Annotated in this window: 19 protein-coding genes and 1 other RNA gene; 7 read left to right on the top strand and 13 right to left on the bottom strand. The window is 35.2% G+C overall.

Features of this window, described 5'->3' with window-relative positions; translation table 11 throughout:
* Nucleotides 1–15 precede the first annotated feature (15 nt).
* Nucleotides 16–216, top strand: coding sequence for a cold-shock protein (locus ACFSTA_RS13480; RefSeq protein WP_377557254.1), 201 nt, complete (start codon nt 16–18; stop codon nt 214–216).
* Between the two features lie 110 nt (nt 217–326).
* On the opposite strand, the gene ACFSTA_RS13475 is transcribed toward ACFSTA_RS13480, so the two are convergent.
* Together ACFSTA_RS13475 and ACFSTA_RS13470 are read right to left on the bottom strand one after the other, a co-directional pair.
* Nucleotides 327–848 carry an isoprenylcysteine carboxyl methyltransferase family protein gene (locus tag ACFSTA_RS13475; RefSeq protein WP_377557253.1) on the bottom strand — a complete coding sequence of 174 codons (522 nt, stop codon included), beginning with the start codon at nt 846–848 and terminating at the stop codon, nt 327–329.
* A 2-nt stretch (nt 849–850) separates the two neighbouring features.
* Nucleotides 851–1,939, bottom strand: a complete 1,089-nt coding sequence (locus ACFSTA_RS13470) for a type III polyketide synthase (RefSeq protein ID WP_377557252.1) — start codon at nt 1,937–1,939, stop codon at nt 851–853.
* A 239-nt stretch (nt 1,940–2,178) separates the two neighbouring features.
* Here ACFSTA_RS13470 and ACFSTA_RS13465 point away from each other — a divergent pair, with 239 nt between their 5' ends.
* The 3 genes from ACFSTA_RS13465 to ACFSTA_RS13455 are packed head-to-tail and all read left to right on the top strand — an operon-like array spanning nt 2,179 to nt 4,549.
* Nucleotides 2,179–2,331: a cytochrome c oxidase subunit 2A gene (locus ACFSTA_RS13465; protein ID WP_377557251.1), complete on the top strand. Its 153-nt coding sequence runs from the start codon at nt 2,179–2,181 to the stop codon at nt 2,329–2,331.
* 26 nt (nt 2,332–2,357) lie between these two features.
* A complete protein-coding gene (locus ACFSTA_RS13460; RefSeq protein ID WP_377557250.1) occupies nt 2,358–2,861 on the top strand; it encodes a cytochrome c oxidase subunit II in 504 nt (167 codons plus the stop codon).
* Nucleotides 2,861–4,549, top strand: a complete 1,689-nt coding sequence (locus tag ACFSTA_RS13455; RefSeq protein ID WP_377557249.1) for a b(o/a)3-type cytochrome-c oxidase subunit 1 — start codon at nt 2,861–2,863, stop codon at nt 4,547–4,549. Before ACFSTA_RS13460 ends, ACFSTA_RS13455 begins: the two co-directional genes overlap by 1 nt.
* 705 nt (nt 4,550–5,254) lie before the next feature.
* On the opposite strand, the gene ACFSTA_RS13450 is transcribed toward ACFSTA_RS13455, so the two are convergent.
* The 7 genes from ACFSTA_RS13450 to ACFSTA_RS13420 form a co-directional block, all read right to left on the bottom strand.
* Entirely contained in the window at nt 5,255–6,754 is a 1,500-nt protein-coding gene (locus tag ACFSTA_RS13450) for a carboxypeptidase M32 (RefSeq protein ID WP_377557248.1), read from the bottom strand.
* 2 nt (nt 6,755–6,756) lie between these two features.
* A complete protein-coding gene (locus tag ACFSTA_RS13445) occupies nt 6,757–7,896 on the bottom strand; it encodes a THUMP domain-containing class I SAM-dependent RNA methyltransferase (protein WP_377557247.1) in 1,140 nt (379 codons plus the stop codon).
* A gap of 121 nt (nt 7,897–8,017) precedes the next feature.
* Nucleotides 8,018–8,398, bottom strand: an RNA gene (gene rnpB, locus ACFSTA_RS13440) — RNase P RNA component class B.
* Nucleotides 8,399–8,464: 66 nt separating this feature from the next.
* Nucleotides 8,465–8,773 (bottom strand): cell division regulator GpsB, encoded by a 309-nt coding sequence (gpsB, locus tag ACFSTA_RS13435; protein ID WP_377557246.1) that lies wholly within the window; start codon nt 8,771–8,773, stop codon nt 8,465–8,467.
* A 206-nt stretch (nt 8,774–8,979) separates the two neighbouring features.
* Nucleotides 8,980–9,375 carry a cytidine deaminase gene (locus ACFSTA_RS13430; RefSeq protein ID WP_377557245.1) on the bottom strand — a complete coding sequence of 132 codons (396 nt, stop codon included), beginning with the start codon at nt 9,373–9,375 and terminating at the stop codon, nt 8,980–8,982.
* A gap of 90 nt (nt 9,376–9,465) precedes the next feature.
* Nucleotides 9,466–9,816, bottom strand: a complete 351-nt coding sequence (locus ACFSTA_RS13425) for a DUF1798 family protein (RefSeq protein WP_377557244.1) — start codon at nt 9,814–9,816, stop codon at nt 9,466–9,468.
* A 76-nt stretch (nt 9,817–9,892) separates the two neighbouring features.
* Nucleotides 9,893–10,150 (bottom strand): hypothetical protein, encoded by a 258-nt coding sequence (locus tag ACFSTA_RS13420; protein WP_377557243.1) that lies wholly within the window; start codon nt 10,148–10,150, stop codon nt 9,893–9,895.
* 160 nt (nt 10,151–10,310) lie between these two features.
* Between ACFSTA_RS13420 and ACFSTA_RS13415 the strand changes: the two genes are divergently transcribed.
* Nucleotides 10,311–10,412, top strand: coding sequence for a spore protein (locus tag ACFSTA_RS13415; protein ID WP_377557242.1), 102 nt, complete (start codon nt 10,311–10,313; stop codon nt 10,410–10,412).
* A 663-nt stretch (nt 10,413–11,075) separates the two neighbouring features.
* Here ACFSTA_RS13415 and ACFSTA_RS13410 read toward each other — a convergent pair.
* Nucleotides 11,076–12,032, bottom strand: a complete 957-nt coding sequence (locus ACFSTA_RS13410; RefSeq protein ID WP_377557240.1) for a DUF2515 family protein — start codon at nt 12,030–12,032, stop codon at nt 11,076–11,078.
* A 116-nt stretch (nt 12,033–12,148) separates the two neighbouring features.
* On the opposite strand from ACFSTA_RS13410, the gene recU reads away from it, so the two are divergent.
* Entirely contained in the window at nt 12,149–12,736 is a 588-nt protein-coding gene (gene recU / locus ACFSTA_RS13405) for a Holliday junction resolvase RecU (protein WP_377557239.1), read from the top strand.
* A 17-nt stretch (nt 12,737–12,753) separates the two neighbouring features.
* Complete coding sequence (locus ACFSTA_RS13400; RefSeq protein WP_377557237.1) at nt 12,754–15,411, top strand: PBP1A family penicillin-binding protein; 2,658 nt, start codon at nt 12,754–12,756, stop codon at nt 15,409–15,411.
* Between the two features lie 46 nt (nt 15,412–15,457).
* On the opposite strand, the gene nth is transcribed toward ACFSTA_RS13400, so the two are convergent.
* The 3 genes from nth to asnS all read right to left on the bottom strand — a co-directional run bounded on the left by nth (nt 15,458) and on the right by asnS (nt 18,183).
* Nucleotides 15,458–16,105: an endonuclease III gene (nth, locus tag ACFSTA_RS13395; RefSeq protein WP_377557236.1), complete on the bottom strand. Its 648-nt coding sequence runs from the start codon at nt 16,103–16,105 to the stop codon at nt 15,458–15,460.
* A 2-nt stretch (nt 16,106–16,107) separates the two neighbouring features.
* A complete protein-coding gene (locus ACFSTA_RS13390) occupies nt 16,108–16,791 on the bottom strand; it encodes a DnaD domain-containing protein (protein WP_377557235.1) in 684 nt (227 codons plus the stop codon).
* A gap of 99 nt (nt 16,792–16,890) precedes the next feature.
* On the bottom strand, nt 16,891–18,183 hold the full coding sequence (gene asnS / locus ACFSTA_RS13385) for an asparagine--tRNA ligase (protein WP_377557234.1): 1,293 nt from the start codon (nt 18,181–18,183) through the stop codon (nt 16,891–16,893).
* Nucleotides 18,184–18,208: the final 25 nt, after the last annotated feature.

Below are 18,208 nucleotides of genomic sequence, written 5' to 3'. Positions count from 1 at the left end.
GGAGGAATAATTTACATGGAAAACGGAGTAGTAAAATGGTTCAACGCAGAAAAAGGTTATGGCTTCATCCAATTGGAAGAAGGAAATGATGTATTTGTACATTATTCTGCTATCCAAGGAGAAGGATTTAAAACATTAGAAGAAGGTCAAGAAGTATCCTTTGAAATCGTTGAAGGTGAACGTGGTCCACAAGCAGCTAATGTTACGAAAAATTAAAGCGAAACTTCATTCAGTGGAGGTCCTATTGTCCCTACATGTGGGATAAATAACGATGCAATATAAATAGCGGTAATCCATAGCAGATTACCGCTTTTTTTGTTGTCTAATTAAGGCTTTGATAAAGTAGCTTTTGTTAATGCCTTTTCTTCACTTGGAACCCTAATTTTCAGCAATAAGATGTGAAGTATTGGGAATATAATAGCAGAGAAATAAGCACCTAGTAACATGGGTATCGTAAATAGCTCAATGGCAACGATGATATAATTCGGGTGTTTTACATACTTATACGGTCCCTTCCGAATTAACGCAACTCTTGGAAGAACTATTATTTTTGTATTCCAAAATCTGCCGAGCGAATAGATGCACCATATTCTCCCAAATTGAGCTACGATAAAGATGAAAAATAGAAAATAGTTGAGTTGATGGCTCGGTCTTCCATTAATCATGACTTCAACTACCGTAGTGATAAAAAATAAACCATGTAAATATATAAACCATTTGTAGTGTTCTTCTCCTCTTTCAACCCCTCCTCTTGCTTTCATCCATTTTTCATTACTTTTCGCAATGAATAATTCAACGATACGTTGACAAATAATGCATATAATTAGAATCCACATCCAAGTAGTCATGTTTATCCATTCCATTCTAACAATAATAATTCGGAACTAAATCCCGGTCCTAGAGCTGATATAACGCTTTTTTCTTTCGCATTTATGTTCTGCTTCATCCATTCAAGAAGTACGTAAATCACTGTTGGTGATGACATATTACCGTGATTTGCTAACACTTTATGTGAATATGTTAACTTACTTTGGGGAATCTTCAATGCATGTTCCATAGCATCTAATACTTTTTTTCCCCCTGGATGAGCAATAAAGGAGTTAATTTGGTTAGGCGATACATTATTTTCTTCTAAAAATTGTTCCACATGGTTTTTCCAGATCGTTTTTACTTGAGCTGGAATACTTTTAGAAAAAACGACTTCAAATCCATGATCTGTTATTTTCCACCCCATAATGGATGTACTGTTTCTGTTCGTATATGAACTGGTTTCCAATATCTTTGGAAGATTTCTATAATGAGATGAAAGATATGGTGATTCTTCCCCAGCTAATAAGACAGCACTTATTCCATCTCCGAACAACGCTGTCCCCACTAAGTTACTCTTTTTCATATCATGTTTCTGGAAGGTTAAGCTACATAATTCACAACATACAACTAATACTGTTTTATCTGGATGTGCAACAATCCAATCGTATGCACGTGATAATCCGATTGCTCCTCCTGCACAGCCCAATCCCCATAATGGCATCCGTGAAATATTCGAGCGAAAAGGACGTTCATTCATGATGTGCACATCTATCGATGGAGTAGCGATACCAGTACTAGAAACGTAAATAATCATATCGATTGCTTCATAAGGAACATCCCGCCTTAAAAATTCCCTATTCATTAAACAATGATCGATTGCTTCTAAGGCATAAGAAACTGCTAGAGTTGCATAAAGACTATTCTTTTCTTCAAAACTGTGATCATTCATAAACCATTCTTCATCTACGACAAACTGCCTTTGTTTAATTTCAGCATGATCAAAAACTGGCAGCAAACGCTCCACTTCTCTTTTGGAATATGTAAATATATTTTCAACTAATCCTTTTATTTTATTCTGCATTACATTATATTTAGGAATCCCTAAGCCAACCGAACAAATATAAGCCATTTCCTCACCCTAATTCATTTTTACGTTTTATTTTGCCCGATAATTTCTTAAATATTACGATTTTATTCACGTAGTATTCACAAACTTAATTAACAAAAAGGTTAGAAAAACCCAGAAAATCAGTCGTATAAAGGGAATTGAACAAATTGTGAAACGTATGAAATTAGAATAATTTTGGTTTGCAAATTGTGTATGATGAAAGCAGATACAGAATCTATTTTAAAAGGAGTTGAAAAACCATGAGTGGTAGGCTTCAAGAAAACAAACAGCAAGAAGCAACCCGGAAAAAAGAGAACCCTAGTCTAAAAGGTACTTTTATATCGGTCATGTTATTAGGAGCTTTTTTAATTCTTACTTGGGTTGGAGCATTCACATTATTTTTATCTAGATAAACTGTATGAAGTGAGGAGTGAAATACATGCATATACACAAATTTGAAAAAATATGGCTTATATTTGGTATCGGTTCCTTAATAGCCTTTCTACTTATTCTTGGTTATGGAGCCTTTTGGAAAGGTACTCATCCGCAAAGTCACGGAGTTACGATTGATCCTAACAATATTGAAGCACATGAAGCATTTCAACCAGATAATTTAGGTTTAACAAAAGTTGACGATGATAAATACATTGTAAACATTGTCGCTTCTGCATTTAATTATAATTTAGGAACAGATGATAACGGATCACCAGTAAAAAATATTCGTATACCTAAAGGTGCTACCGTATTATTTCAAGTTACAACTTCAGATGTAGTACATGGATTTAATGTAGCAGGTACAAATGTAAACATGATGGCAGAGCCTGGTTATATTAGTAGTCTTGAAACTGTTATGAAAAAAGCCGGAACATTTACTATCGTATGTAATGAATATTGTGGCATGGGTCATCACATGATGTATGCCACAGTGGAGGTGTATGAATAATGGCATTACGAAAGCTTGTTAACTCCAATTCAAATCAAGTTGAAAATTTACCTATTACAAAATCTGAATCAAAATTATATATGTCGTTTATGTATGTAGCATTTATTTCACTATTCATTGGTGGATTGATGGGTCTTCTACAGGTATTTGTAAGGTCTGGAAAACTTACACTACCGTGGGGAATAGATTATTACCAAGTGTTGACTGTACACGGTGTCATTCTTGGACTTGTTTTAACAACCTACTTTATTATAGGTTTCCATTTCTCTTTATTGGGTAAAACAGTAGGGATTTCTGATAAGCAACGGAAAGTTGCATGGTTAGCGTTTGGAATCATGGTAATCGGTACAATTATGACAGCAACTACGATATTACTAGGAAAAGCAAGTGTGTTATATACATTCTATGCTCCATTAAAGGCTCATCCCGCTTTTTACATCGGATTGGCTCTTGTTGTAGTAGGGAGTTGGATTGCCGGCTTTGTAAACTGGTGTCAGCTATATGTGTGGAAGAAATCACACCCAAAAGAAAAATCACCTTTATTAGCATTTATGGTTACAATTAATACATTACTATGGTTTATCGCTTCACTAGGTGTTGCAGCAACGGTACTTATTCAATTTATTCCTTGGTCATTAGGTTTTGCTGAAACAATTAATGTACTAGTAAGTAGAACATTATTTTGGTATTTTGGACATCCGTTAGTATATTTCTGGTTATTACCTGCGTACATGGCATGGTATGCGATTATCCCGAAAATAATCGGCGGAAAAATTTTTAGTGATTCTCTAGCAAGAATGTCTTTTATCTTATTTTTGTTTTTCTCCATACCGGTTGGATTTCATCATCAATTAGTTGAGCCAGGAATTGATGCAACTTGGAAATTTATTCAAGTTGCACTAACATTCATGGTAGTAATTCCGAGTTTAATGACAGCATTCTCTATGTTTGCTACATTTGAAATTACCGGACGGAGAAAAGGCTTCGGTGGATTGTTTGGTTGGTTCAAACATTTACCTTGGAAGGATGTTCGTTTTCTAGCTCCTTTTATAGGTATGCTTGCATTTATTCCAGGTGGAGCTGGCGGTCTAATTAATGCTTCCCATCAAATGAATGCAGTCGTTCATAATACCATATGGGTTACCGGACACTTTCATTTAACAGTAGCAACAACGGTTATGTTAACATTTTTCGGTATTTCATATTGGCTAATTCCACATCTTACTGGCAGGACATTAACCCCGAAGATAAATAGATTAGGGATCATTCAGACGATTTTTTGGACAGTAGGAATGACTATCATGTCAGGTGCTATGCATATACAAGGGCTTCTTGGTGCACCTCGTCGATCCTCTTATTCAGAATATGGAGGTGGTGAGCAAGTTACAGAATGGATAGGTTATCAAATGGCTCAAGCTATTGGTGGAACAATCCTTTTCATTGGTATTATTTTAATGGTGTATATATTTATTAAATTAACATTTTTTGCTCCAAAAGGGGTTCAAGAATTTCCTATTGCGGAAGAAGAGGAAGACGCACAACCAACCCCTCTATTCTTTGAGAATTGGAAGCTATGGATTGCGATAACAATCGCATTAATATTGTTTGCATATACCATACCATTTGTAGATATTATTCAAAATTCACCACCAGGGTCTGTACCATTTGACTGGCCAATTGGCAATTAAACATGAAGAGAATGGGACATAACTTAAACCTTTGACTCTAAATACGATCGATTATAAAGTTTAGGAATTTACTTTTTCAACAGTAAGACATTCATTCTTAGTTGATGTAAAATGCGAAGTACCTGCAACGTGTTTTCCGCAGGGAACGCGTAGAGGGCAAAGAAATTACATGGATAGGAGAAGTATGGAAACGGACAATTCTTCCCTTATTTGTGACAATATTGGGTAATAAAGGGTTTAATGGACATCTGTTCCGTTATTAACCGAAATGACAGGTATTCTGGTACGAATTAGAGCAAATAACGTACTTGATGTCCGATTACATTTTCAAATGAGATTATTTTACGAAATAACATACGCCATGTCAGCTCCGTTAACCCCCACTCCAAGCGAAGACGATAAGACCCCACAGGAGCGAGGGAACTACTTGAGTTAACTTTTTTTACCTTGCGTCGTGGAATCCTAGTGCGAAGTATTACTAGAAGATGCAGGCGCACTTGTTTTGCGAGCGAGGAGGCTTATCGTAAACCCGCAGGAATTGAAGTGTATTTCCGGCGCGGTGAGCACTATGCTTCGCAGTCTATATATAATTAGCAATAAAGTTCGAAAACAACCCAAAAGAAAAATCCAAACTAATTCGAATTCTAATTGAATCATAGTTCGGATTTTTCTTTGACTAAAATATTTTTGTCCCTGACTCTTTAATTATAGATTGTAAACTCTTGTGTATTTATCCGTTAAATACTTTACTAAGTGATCTGGATTTAACTGCTCTTTCGTTACGCTTTCAATAATTTCTAACGGCTTTTTCATCTTACCATATTGATGAATATGCTTTGTCAGCCATTCTTTTATTGGAATAAAATTACCAGAAGAAATAATATCATTCATATTTAATTCCTTCATCATTACGTTATTTATTTGAGCTGCATACATATATCCTAAGGCATAGGATGGAAAGTAGCCGAAATCTCCACCTGCCCAATGTATATCTTGTAGTACTCCTTCACGATCAGACTTCGGCTCAATTCCTAAATAATCAACCATTTTCTCATTCCATAAGTGTGGTAAATCCTTCACTTCTATCTCACTGTTCATTAATGCTTTTTCTAGTTCATAACGTATCATGATATGCAATGGATAGGTTAATTCATCAGCCTCAATACGAATAAAGGATGGCTTTACTTCATTTACTGCTTGATAAAACGAATCTAATGGAACATTTTCAAAATGCTTTGGTGCATATTTTTTAAATAACTCATAATGAGATGCCCAAAAAGCTTCATTTCGTCCAACGAAATTCTCCCAGAATAATGATTGCGATTCATGGATTCCCATTGACGTACCAGTAGCTAATGGTGTATTCGATAATTTGTCACTAATGTTTTGTTCATACAAGGCATGACCACCTTCATGAATAGTGCCGAAAACTGCCATACGGAAATCTTCTTCATCATATCTTGTTGTAATTCGTACATCATTTTGGTTTAAAGAAATAGCAAAAGGATGGATTGTATCATCCAATCTTCCAGCATTAAAGTCATACCCCATACTATTTAATATTTCAATACTAAATGCTTCTTGTTCTTGTTTAGGGAAATGAGTTTTTAAAATAGATGGGTCTGGCTTTACATCGCTTTGATTAACCCGATCTACCAAATCTGTTAAAGAGTTACGTAATTTAGGAAATACCTTATCCAATGTTTTTGTTGTTACACCTGGTTCAAAATTATGTAACAATGCATCATATATATTTGCTTCATATCCCCAGTAGTTGGCAAATTTTTTGTTAAAATCAACAAGTTTTTCTAAGTACGGCTGAAATAAAGAGAAATCTGCCTTTTCTCTTGCTTCCTGCCAGATTGATTCAGATTTTGATTGTAGCATGACATATTCTTTAAACTCTTCATTAGGAATTTTACGATTTTTTTCATATGTCTCCAAACTTACTTCCACTGTTTTACTTAATACCTCATCAGATGTTGTGCTTTTCAACTCATCCATTAATTCCTTCACATGATCAGATGTCTCTAATAAGTGTAATTTCTCAGCTAAAAATCCAACTACTTCAGAACGTTGCTCTACCCCTTTTCTAGGGATTTTTGTCCGCATGTCCCATTGTGCTAACGATATTGCTTCTCGATAAGCATTTTGTTCTTTTAATACATTTTTAAATTGTTGTTCAACTGTTAACTGTTTCCCCATTATTAAATCTCCTCTTCCTTCTTCCCAAAAAATTGATAATAATCGGTTTTAATAAAGCCATTAAATAGCTTTCTTTTTTTGGTAGCTTTTTGTCCGAATTGTTTTTCAAAATCTTCCAAGGCGGTTAATATATATACGCTCCATGAAGGATGATTTTTCATTATACTACCTAAATCACGGTACATTTGGATAACTTCTTCTCTATCCCCTATTCGTTGACCATATGGTGGATTACTAATGATATAACCATTATTATTCCTTAAAGTTAAATCTCTCACTTGCATTTGTTTCCAAGTAATCAAGTCACCTAAACCAGCCTCTTTGCTATTATCACTGGCGATTGTTATCATTTTATGATCAATATCTGATCCAATGATTTCTATTGGCTGATCATATTTTGCATAGTCTTCTGCCTCTTGAAAAGCATTGTCCCAATATTTTTGTTTGATAAAGCCCCATTCTTCGGAGCTAAACTCTCGATTAAAACCAGGTGCTATGTTTTGTCCAATTAACGCTGCTTCAATTGGAATCGTTCCTGATCCACAAAAAGGGTCTACTAAAGTGTATTCAGGTCTCCAATTAGTTAGCAGAAGTAGTGCGGCAGCTAAAGTTTCTTTTAGTGGTGCTTCTCCTTGTCCAACTCGATAACCCCGCTTATGTAATCCTGCCCCAGATGTATCCAATGTTAATTGAACATTATCTTTCAAAATTGCTACTTCTGCTTTATATGTTGGTCCTGTTTCTGGCATATCAGAAACTATTCCATATTTTAATTTTAATCGTTCTACAATTGCTTTCTTTACAATAGCCTGACAGTCGGGAACACTATATAATTTAGACTTCACCGATTTCCCAGATACCGGGAACTTTCCATCTTCTTGAATAAAGTTTTCCCATGGAAGAGCTTTTGTTCCTTCAAAAAGTTCATCAAAACTAGTTGCTTTAAACTCACCAACTAATATTTTTACTCGATCTGCCGTCCTTAACCATAAATTACAACGTGGAATTGCTGAAATTGGTGCCTCGAAAATTACTTTACCATTGTCCACTTTTACGTCATACCCTAGGTTTCTTACCTCATCTGCTACTATAGATTCTAATCCCATTGCAGCTGTTGCTATTAAAGTGATATTTTGTGCCATAAAAATTATCCCTTCTATAAATAATTATGCTTTTATTAGTTTACCATACAGAAATAAAAAAAACCTTTTCATTAACTTAATAGCTAATGAAAAGGTTTTTTACGGTTTAGACCATTGAATACTCGATAAGCCATGTTCTGTACCATTGTACTCCAAACGGCGGTCAACCTCGTACGCAGGTTGTAATCATCTATCTACAAGTATTACCTTGTCCCTTGTTCGGTTGAATTCCCTACTAAAGGATGCCCCTACCATAATTTGGGTTGCTCACTCGTGGGGTTTACCTCGTTCCACCTAAAATGTTTCCAATTTAGCTACGTCACTGTGGCACTTTCAAGGATCGTGTTCCATATCCAATGGACTTAGGAATTTCCCCTGCCGTTAACCAAAATTGGTTACCTTGACTTATGAATTCGTCAAGCACGAACACTACAAACATCTCAGTTTGTGTGAGCATGGACTTTCCTCTGCTTGAATAAACAAACAGCGATTACATGAGTATTCAATTATTATCTAGAATTTAGTATAGCATATTCAGATGGAATTTTCACTGGTAAATTAAGTAAGTTTAAGACTCAGCATTAGCAAATTTATTTCCAAATACAGCCTTCTCTAAATTCGATAGACGTTTTAATATATCATAATTTACTTGATGATTTGTATTCCCTGATCTCGTTCTTGTTTGTTCCGTAGAGTGTTTTTTTAGCTGGTCATTCTCTTTCTTAAGTCTTTCTATTTCCTGTTGGAAAGCCTCATAATCCTGAATAACGGCATCTAAAAATTCATCTACTTCTTCTTGATTATAACCTCTCATAGCTGTTTTAAAATCTTTTTCTAAAATATCTTTCCCTGTTAGCTGAACACGACTTGGACTCATGATATTCTTCACCTCATATTTTAAATATAATTATTTTTTCCAGATGTCAAGTTTCCTATTAACAATGTTATTATACTATATGTACATAGCCTATTATTTATTATATCAAAAAAATAAGAAGCTGGAAAACAGCTTCTTATTTAACCATAGTGAAAATCACTTTAAGGATCATCATTTTAACCGATTACATGCTAGTTTATGTATTTTTACTGTAAATCTTTTGGCTGAAATGAGAATGGTAATAAATCCTTCATCTTTACTGATTTTACATCATCATGAAGGTTTGTTAAATGTATCATCATGTCACTATTAAAAAATTCACTCATCACTTGTCTACAAGAACCACATGGCGGTACAGGTCTTTCTGTATTGGCAACTACAGCCATCTCTTCAAAATCTTTCTCACCATCTGCAATCGCTTTGAAAATTGCAACACGTTCCGCACAGCAAGTAACAGGATATGCTGCATTCTCGATATTACAACCTGTATATAATTTTCCAGATTTAGTGAGTAAAGCGGCTCCTACTGGGAATTTCGAGTATGGAACATATGCCTTTTCTCTTATTTTCTTTGCTTCATCTATTAGTGTTGTATAAGACAATTCCACTTCCCCTTTCCTATTTTCAGTGGAATGTAATTATATACAAATACAGGATAATTGTAAAGCGATTACAATTATCCTGTATTACAACTATGATAATTCACGTAACAATTGATCAAATATATAAAGAACAGAATTGTGTAATTCCATGTATCGCTTACGCTTCACGTCAACATAGTAACTATGCATTAATAAAAGCTCCATATTTTCTCTAGTCGAAGTAATTTGATGAGGATGTACGTTGATTTTTTTATCTTTAATAATAGCTAAAGATTCTTCTTCCCATTGACCCAGTAATTCGTAAATAGGTGTAGTTCTTTCTTTGACCATATTAAAAAAATCTTTATCTTTTCTACTTTCCGGTGGTTGATTTTTTTCATAAACATCTTTCAATGTATTTAAATGTTGCTTTAATTGCTCTGTAAGTTTAATGTTAGACATTTCCTAAAACCGCCTTTTCATTTGTTCATATATAACTTTATCACGTTATACTGAATAAGGCACAAATTTAATTTGACTAAGAAAGTTTTTTGCTCGGAAATGTGAAAGAGGGTATTTTTATTCCCTTCATATTGTCATTAACTTCCATAAATAAGCTACGAGTTAAGTAAGCGGATTGCTGTTGTTTTTTAAAATCAATAGCAATTTCATGATCTATCTTTAATGCTAACTTTTGCTCAATGATCCTGACTTGATCGCTTAAATACAATAAGGAACCTTCAAAATCTTTTTTAGCAACTCCGTGAACTTGTTTATTTTCTTTCGCTAACGCCATCTATTTCCACCCCTATATTTTTACTTGTTAAGTAATATGTTCGATAACGGAACTTCATCTCCTTCCTGTTCGACAAAAGAAGAAGAGATAGTACAAAACTAGTGTTAAAACTCATTAATTCACGTAAATAAGACAAACTAATCGGAAAGGAGGTTTTACAATGAAGGATAAGCAAAAAAATAAAAGTAAAGAAGAATTAAACGGTAAATCACTAAAACAAGGGGACAAGAAATTAAATGGTCCAAACCGCCCTTCTACTTAAGAGATAAACAAAACGCAAGCGCCCTTACAAGCTAAACAGTCACGTCCTTGACAAAGGAAAGCATTTTTCTACGTGAGATGTGTTTCTCAGAGGCTTTTCTTATCCTGTGAAGTCATCAACACTAGGAAGTCCTGTCTGTTAAGGCTGGAAGTGGTTGTATTTGTATATGGGTTACTATTTAACTTTCTCAACGTAAAACAAAAGGATTTGCTTTGATGCAAATCCTTTTTTTGCTGTTATCTAAACATAGTTGCTTTATCCGAGTATGAATCTTAATAATTAATTGATGTAAAATGCGCAGTAACATATCAAAAATTGCTCTGATTACAAATTGTAAATTAATATAACGCTCCCTACACCTCTTCGGAAATACACTTCGCTTTCCGCGGGCGGCTGGTGAGCCTCCTGTGGGAACAGCACGTGTCCGAAGACCCCGGAGATGCGCCTGCGTCTTCCAGTTACGCTCCGAAGCATGCTTCCTCGGCGCAAGGGAACGAAGAAGCGTATTCAAGAAGTTCCCTGGCTGAGGCCGTGCCCACGGAAAGCGAAGTATTCTGACGGAGCGGTTTTGTAGCACACTATTGAATTAGACTGTCAAAGTAAATCTATGCATAAGTTATGTCGCAGTTTATATAAATTTTGCAATAAACTTGCGAAAAGAGCCTATTTTTTAATCACTTGTTTAAAATGGTAATACGCTTGTAAAAGATTTCTTTTTTTATAAAATATTGATCCTATTCTTTCATTTGGTACTGTCTGAGCAGGAATTACCCAATCTTTTTTTATCCCCCCTAATTTATACCAGTCATTTCGAATTTTATCTTGATGGGTTATAACTGGATAAACTATCCTTAAAAACGGATTTCTAGAAGGTGGAACTGGGAGAAATTGTTCATAATCCATTCTAGATCCCGTATGCTCAACAGATTTAACAAAACGAATAATCTCCTGATAGATATTTTCGGAAAATATAGTTGCGGCAATTTGTTTACCTATTGAAATTCGATTTTTTATCTTTGTGAAACCTTGGACAAATTCTCCGTAAATTATTCCTGACCTTGTAGGAAGTAATACTGCATTCATTAACAAGAAGTCTTGGACTAAGTATGGTAATCGCATAAATACGTGATGTTTAAAGTAAGATTGATTAATTACAGGAGTTTGAATTACATTCTGTTCGTTAATAATTAAAGCAACCATTAATCGTTCCGTATCGTTTGTCTTCCAAAAATGGTTCCACTCGTTAATCATATAAGTGGAAACATTATATTTTTTTAACAAATAAAATAATGGTCTGTTGTACTTTCTGGATAATTTATAAACTAGTAGCTGTGGGAATGCATCTGAAAATATTAGCCAATTTGCTCTCTCATATGTCATAAACAACTGTGTTCTTTCTTTTTTACTTAACAAAGACTGATATGCTGGTAAGTATAAATCTGTCATATTCCATCCTGCATTTCTGGAAACAATACTCGCAACCAAAGCCCATTTAATTTCCGGGTATTGTAAGTAAAAATGTTGGTATGCTTTCGTACGTGATATGTTATCCAAATTATGCTTCTTGGTCATTTTTGTTATATAATATAAACAGTACTGTTTACTCCATTCTATATCCATAGGAATACCTACTTTCCAATTAAGCTATCTTTTACTTCGTAAAGTGAATGAGTAGTTTAGAAATTACAAGGTAGGTTTTTTCTGATATGATACTGTAATAACTAGGGGGATACAGCGTGAACTATCCAAATGGGAAGAGAAAAAGTCTTAATCAAAACAAGTTTAAACAAACTAATCAAGGGTATAGTAATCGGGGTATGTCACTTGAATCGGATATTAACGTAACAAATACGTATTATCTGGAAACAGATCAAGCAATCATTCATAAGAAACCTACACCTGTACAAATTGTAAACGTCAAATATCCAAAACGAAGTGCTGCCGTTATAACAGAGGCATATTTTAAGCAAGCTTCTACAACTGATTATAATGGTATATATCGAAACAAGTATATTGATTTCGAAGCAAAGGAGACAAAAAACAAAACATTATTTCCATTGGCAAATATCCATGAGCATCAAATAAAACATATGGAATCAATTATAAGACATGGAGGTATCTGTTTTTTTCTTATTCGTTTTTCTCCATTTGAGGAAACATATTACTTCCCAGCAGAAAACTTGTTTCCATATTGGTATGAAAAGCAAAAAGATGGTAGAAAATCTATACCATACCCTAAAATAAAAGAAAATGGAACAATTATCCCTTTTCACTATCAAAAAAGAGTAGACTATTTATCAATTATAGATAAGCTTTATTTTTAGAATGGAGGTAGTGAGCTATGGCAGATAAAGGCCAAACTCGTACTGCGCGAAGAAAACAAAAGAAATCAAAAAAGAAACCAATTTGGAAAAAAATACTTTTATTGGTACTCATATTGTTTATAGCTATAGGAATTGGTGTAGCAGGACTATTCACTTATTATATTGCCACAGCACCAGAAATTGATGCATCCAAATTGGATGTTCCACTATCTTCCAAAGTGTATGATAAAGATGGTGAAGTTATTGCAGACTTAGCCGGTGAAGAAAAGCGTACAAAAATTGAGTATGAAGAATTACCAGATATTCTTATCGATGCTGTAGTGGCAACTGAAGATGCTCGATTCTTTGAACATTCTGGTATCGACTTAAAACGGATCGGTGGTGCAGTCATTGCCAATATTCGTCATGGTTTTGGCTCTGAAGGTGCTAGTACCATAACCCAACAAGTAGTTGAGAAGTCTTTTCTAAGTCCTGAGAAAAAAATAAGCATCAAAGTACAGGAACAATGGTTAGCATTAAAGTTAGAACGAGAATATGAGAAAGAAGAAATTTTGGAAATGTACTTAAACAAAATCTTTTACGGTAGTAGAGCCTGGGGAGTTGCTCAAGCAGCAGAGACTTATTTTGGTAAAACGGATTTACACGAATTAACTTTACCAGAAGCAGCAATTTTGGCGGGATTACCACAGCGCCCTTCTGCATATAATCCGTTTGATAACCCTGATTTAACTAGATATCGAATGGAAACAGTATTAAAATTAATGGTTCGTCATGAAAAAATAACACAGGAAGAAGCGGATGAGGCATTAGAAGTTGATATTCCTTCTCTATTACGAGAAGAAAGACCTGAATCAGATAAATATGAAGCATTTATCCAACAAGTGAAAAAAGAAGTAGAAGAAAAATTAGACGGTGCTGATATTTTTTCAGATGGTTTAGAAATTCATACAACATTAGATAGTGACATGCAAGAATACGTTGAATTTTTATTAACAGATAGTGAGGAAAACCCTATTCAGTATCCAGATGATGAATTTCAAGCTGGTTTATCTGTTCTTGACACGAAAACTGGAGCGATTAGGGCAATTGGTGGCGGTAGGAATAAAACAGGTGAAGGTGGCTGGAACTATGCCATTCAAGGTAGTCGCCAACCAGGATCAACGATCAAACCAATCGTTGTTTATGGTCCGGCTATAGAGCATAATAAATTATCAACATACCACCAAATCAACGATGATAAGCCGTATGAAATAGGCGGCGGACGTACTGTTAATAATTTCGATAATCGTTTTCACGGCTGGGTTTCAATGAGAACAGCTATTGCTCACTCCTATAATGTTCCGGCATTAAAGACGTTAGAAGAAACTGGATTTGACCTTGCTACGCCTTTTGCTGAAAAATTAGGTATTTCACTTAAAACTAGACAGATTGGTGAAGGTATTGGGGGAACAGAAACAGAAGTTAATCCGCTACAACTTGCTGCTGCTTATCGCCCATTCGCCAATGAAGGTATCTATAATGAGCCATATGCCATTACAAAGGTTGTTTACCCTGAAGGGCAAACATATGAGTTTAACCCGGAACCAGAGGTAGTCATGTCTGAGTATACCGCATATATGATAACAGATATGCTAAAATCCGTTGTTACAGATGGTGGTGGTACTGCAGCCAATGTACCTGGAGTACCTGTAGCAGGTAAAACCGGTACCTCTACTCGTGAGGATGGTAGAGCGAAAGATTCTTGGTTTAGTGGCTATAGCACAAATTATACAATGGCAATCTGGACTGGATACGATGATAATAGAGCAATTGAAGGTTATTCTACAGTTGCACAACAATTATTCAAACACACCATGACCGAGATATCTAAAGACATTGATACACCTGATTTTGTCAAACCAGATTCAGTAGTGGAAGTTGCCATTGAAAAAGGCTCCAACCCTGCTGCACTTCCAAGTGATTACACGCCAAAATCTGAAATAGTGAAAGAACTCTTTGTTAAAGGAACCGAGCCGAAAAAGGAATCCGAGAAATTTGATCAATTAGATCCTGTCGAAGGTCTTAAAGCTGAATATGACGGAGAATCTGACTCCATTCGAGTTGAATGGAAGTATGATTCGGATGAAGATGTAATGTTTGAAGTAAGCGCCAGTATCGATGGTGGCCAAATGCAAAATCTTTCTTCTACAGAAGATACGTTTATGGAAATCTCTGAACTAGAAGATGGTGGAAACTATGAAATTCAAGTCGTTGTCGTAAGTAAAGAAGATGAATCAAATGTTAGTGAAGCAAAAACTACCTCTGTTACGGTTCAACGTGAAGAAGAGGAAGAGGAAGAAGAACCCGAAGAAGGAAATATTCCTTCTGTTGATGGATTAGATGCATCGTTCAACGAGGATGAAAACTTTATTGATGTAACGTGGAGTTATAATGGTCCACCGGCTAGTTTTGAAGTTGTCGTCGGACCAAACAATCAATCGTTAACTGTTGAAAATACTGGTGTTGAAATTAGCGGAATTGAACCAGGTATTACGTACACGGTTACAATCACCCCAGTAGGTAAAAATGGGGCCAACCAAGGCGTTACAGGTGAACCTTCAAGTATAACTATTGATATACCTGCAGAAGATCCTGTAAGTGATGAAGAAGGAAACGTGGAAGACGGAGAAACATAATACAGTTAGAGCGGATATTCCACTGGAATATCCGCTCTTTAACTTATTAATTCATTTTCATGCGTTTCTGCCCTTCCCTACACATTTCTAATAATGGGCACTCAGAACAATTGGGATTTCTTGCTTTACAATGATAACGACCAAAAAAAATCATTCTATGGTGAGTGGCACTCCACTCATCCATAGGTACTTTTTTCATTAATGTTTTTTCAACTTCTAATACAGAATCCTTCCATCTACAAATTCCTAGTCTTTTTGACACACGCTCAACATGCGTATCAACAGCGATAGCAGGTTCGTGAAAGGCAACCGAAGCAACAACATTAGCTGTCTTTCTTCCAACCCCTGCAAGCTTTTCTAACTCCTCTTTAGTATTTGGTACTTCCCCATTGTATTCATTAATTAAAACGCGACATAGTTTCTGAATATTTTTGGCTTTGTTTCGATAAAGACCAATAGAACGAATATCAGATTGAAGTTCTTCTAATGAAACTTCTAAATAATCTTCCGGTGTTTTATATTTCTCAAACAACTCTTTTGTTACTTTATTCACCAATACATCTGTACACTGGGCGGAAAGTAAAACGGCAATGACGAGTTCAAATGGGTTGGAATGATCTAATTCACAGTCAGCATTAGGAAACATTTTCTCTATTTCATCTAAACAAAACCGTATTTCTTTTTTATTTAGCATAGCTATTCTTCCCCCTCTAGCCAATTGTAATAAAATGAAGTATCCCTTTCTTTTCTTGTATCCTGTGTTTTGGATTGTTGGTTTTCATGAAACTTCTTGCTTGCATCACGGGCTTGCTCAACCGTATGGATTCCCTTTCGTTTCCATTCACGTAAGATACGGTCAATATACTTGAAATTTAATTTTCCCATAAGCACTGATTCTCTTAATCCTGCTTTTATTAAGGATGGAGAAATTTCGTCTTCATCTAACCAAGTATTTATAGTTTCGATCTCAAATGGAGACAAGGGTCTTCCAAACTCTTGTTCGAATAATATAAAGAGTGTACCTTCTAGTTGTTCATCCTTTTTTTCTTCCACAGTGGTATATAGCTTCTCCCACAATGGTTCCAATGAATAAGCTTCACTCAATTGCTTATTTTCATTTTCCAACTGTTCGATCGATAACATATTTTTTTGAATTAGTTTTCTTAAAATCTTTGCGCACTCTTTTTCATCAATTGTTAAGATTGAAGCCAATTCAAATGGTGTAGGAAAATTATTATGACCATATAGAAAACGATATAATTGTAAAATGACCACTAAGTCGGTTTCATTTAGACCTAATTGGTTATACGAAGTCAATAATTTTTCTGGAATTGGTAATTGATTTGTTAATATATGTTGAATTGGAATTGGTTTTGTCATCATATTACACCTCTTAGATAGTATAGCATGTTCCAACAAATATTCGACAATAAAATCCCTTGCATAATACGCAAGGGATTTATTCGTAAAGGTTAATTATTATGGGTATAAACGGTTTAACAATCTTGGGAATGGAATAGTTTCCCTCACATGATCAACACCTGATAACCAAGCTACAGTTCGTTCTAATCCCAACCCAAATCCGGAATGAGGAACACTACCGTATTGTCTTAATTCTAAATACCATTTATAAGCTTCACCAGTTAAATCATGTTCTTCATAGCGTTTCTCCATTAATGCTAGATCATCAATGCGTTGTGATCCACCAATGATTTCACCATAGCCCTCAGGAGCTATTAGGTCTGCACATAATACAACTTCTGATCTCTCCGGATCTGGCTTCATATAAAAGGCTTTAATTTCAGCAGGATAATTTGTAATAAATACAGGTTTTTCAAAACTCTCTGCAATAGCCGTTTCATGAGGAGCTCCAAAGTCTTCGCCCCATTCAATATCGGTAAATCCTTTATCCTTTAATAATTGAATCGCTTTATCATATGAAATTCTTGGGAAAGGAGCTTTAATATTTTCTAGTTTTGATGTGTCTCTACCTAATGTTTCTAGTTCCAATTTACAATTTTCTAATACGGATTGCACAATAAAGCTAACATATTGCTCCTGGATTTCCAAGCTTTCATCATGATCAACAAATGCCATTTCTGGTTCTATCATCCAGAATTCGATCAGATGGCGACGAGTTTTTGACTTTTCAGCACGGAAAGTTGGTCCGAATGAAAATACTTTTCCGAATGCCATTGCTGCTGCTTCCATATATAACTGTCCACTTTGAGATAAGTAAGCTTCTTCTTCAAAATACTTCGTATGAAATAACTCTGTTGTCCCCTCTGCGGAAGAACCCGTCAAGATTGGAGGATCTACTTTCACATAACCATTATCATTAAAAAATTGATAGGTAGCTCGAATTATTTCATTACGTATTTTCATTACAGCATGTTGTCTTTTAGATCTTAGCCATAAGTGACGATGATCCATCAAAAATTCAGTTCCGTGCTCCTTCGGTGTAATTGGGTAATCCACTGCTTCATGAATGATTTCAATGGATTGGACTTGCATCTCGTAACCTAGAGGAGATCTAGTGTCTTCAACAATTTTACCTGTTATGTACATCGAAGTTTCTTGTGTAATGTTTTTAGCGAGATTAAACGTTTCTTCCTCAACATCATTTTTTACTACTACCCCTTGCATAAAGCCTGTCCCATCACGTAGTTGTAAAAAAGCTATTTTCCCACTAGAACGTTTATTGGCTAACCAAGCACCAATTGTGACTACTTGACCTTCATATTCTGATACCTTTGCGATAGTTGTTTTCAAAAAAATTACCTCCAAAATCCATTAT

Source organism: Ornithinibacillus salinisoli (genome assembly GCF_042684965.1).
Taxonomy (GTDB): Bacteria; Bacillota; Bacilli; order Bacillales; family Amphibacillaceae; genus Ornithinibacillus; species Ornithinibacillus salinisoli.
The sequence above is the reverse complement of the archived record's forward strand: the minus strand, read 5'-3'. Positions and strand labels throughout refer to the sequence as shown.